The sequence below is a fragment of the Microcystis sp. M49636_WE2 genome, assembly GCF_030065375.1.
GTDB lineage: Bacteria > Cyanobacteriota > Cyanobacteriia > Cyanobacteriales > Microcystaceae > Microcystis > Microcystis aeruginosa_C.
Genome location: NZ_JASJFG010000808.1, coordinates 1 through 1,487, shown reverse-complemented (window position 1 = coordinate 1,487; position 1,487 = coordinate 1). Strand labels below are relative to the sequence as shown.

Here is a 1,487-nt window from a genome sequence, read left to right as displayed (position 1 = left end):
TAGCTTTCATAATTAAGAAAAAAGTTGATAAAATAGTAGAGGAGCAAAAGTAATGACCAAGAGAACCAAAATCCAAACTCGTCCCGCTAAAAGATTATAATCTTGCCCTAATCTTGACCAAGAGTGACCGGCGATAAAATGACCAAACAGAAACTCAAAACCCACTGTTAATAGTAACCAAATTAAACCGATAGTAATTGCTTGAATGGAGGATTCTAGACCCCAAAAATAGACAAGAGTGCCAATATAAAGACTAAAAAAAAGGATTCCTGTCAGGGTAGAAATTTGATGAGCGCGTAGTTCATCGAGATATTTTCCGTAGGTGCTTTCTCTGAGGATACCGTTACTAATTCCTATTACGATCATCGGGAGCCATGCAACAATGTAGCGACTAATCATAAGTTGTTGGTTTAGAACTCGCTCTAATTGGATTATACACTTTAGCTGCCCTTGGCAAAGGCTGCATCTCAATTTGGTCGAAATATCTAGATGACATTTTGGGCGCACGCAGTGCGCCCCTACCATTGGCGCGATAATATTATTTATTGTAGGGGCGAATTGTATTCGCCCTCTTTGAATAACTTCTGCTTAAAAACGGATTTGGGGTTAAAAAGGGAAAAAAAGGCGTGTAAAAGAACTAACATCTATAAATATAATCTATTTGTAAGAGGTTCACACGCCAGGACAGCTTTAAACATCCGCTTTCAATGTATCATCCCCCATTAGCGCCAATATAGATGTAATCTTGATCCTGTTCTGACTATGATATGTATCAACAAATGATGGGTGCTTGGAGCAGAAGAGGGGGTGACAGTAGGGTAAATTGTTAATTTTCTTGGTAATTCAGCTAGATTATCCGAAAAATGTCACACTAGAGGTAGGGGAGCGTCAACCATCAGTCATCAGCTTTCAGCAATTTTTGACTATTTCCCCAGAGTATTGCTGGCAGCCGATGGGAAAAAGGCAACTTCAACCCTGAAGTTATCTGCTATCGAGGAGGTTAATTCTATGAATAATACGGAAACACTCTCAGTCGATCGGGATACCAACAAACTCTATAATAAAATTCTCGTGGCTGTGGATTATCAAGATGTCACTCCAGAGGTATTGAATACGGCCATCCTCTTAGCAAAAACCTACGCTAGTGAGTTGCGGATTATTTATAGTCTGTCCAAACCTTTGACTCCCTACACGGAAACTTTTATTTATGGTAATCTGATCGGTTATGGTGGCGGTTATCCCCCCGATATGATCGCCTTGGAACAACAAATCACCGAAGAAATGCAGGCGGAATTACAAGCCTGGTTAAACGGTTTAGTTGATCGAGCTAAGGAAGATAATATCACAGCCCGGGCTGATTATTATATCGGTGATCCGGGCCAGAAAATTTGTCAAGTTGCCCAGCAAGAGGGGATAGATTTAATTATTGTTGGTCGTCACGGTCGATCGGGTTTATCTGAGTTAATCTTAGGTAGTGTCAGTAATTA

General features: G+C 40.3%; 2 protein-coding genes. One reads left to right on the top strand and one right to left on the bottom strand.

Translation table 11 applies throughout. From position 1 onward, the window contains the following. Window positions 1-12: 12 nt before the first annotated feature. Complete coding sequence (locus tag PX484_RS18405; RefSeq protein ID WP_002801899.1) at window positions 13-399, bottom strand: hypothetical protein; 387 nt, start codon at window positions 397-399, stop codon at window positions 13-15. A gap of 609 nt (window positions 400-1,008) precedes the next feature. On the opposite strand from PX484_RS18405, the gene PX484_RS18400 reads away from it, so the two are divergent. Next, on the top strand, window positions 1,009-1,487 hold a 479-nt coding region (locus PX484_RS18400; protein WP_288105040.1), incomplete at its 3' end, for a universal stress protein.

Excerpts from the sequence above, each read along its gene's own strand:
- PX484_RS18405 (WP_002801899.1), bottom strand. The coding sequence starts at position 399 with ATGATTAGTCGCTACATTGTTGCATGGCTCCCGATGATCGTAATAGGA.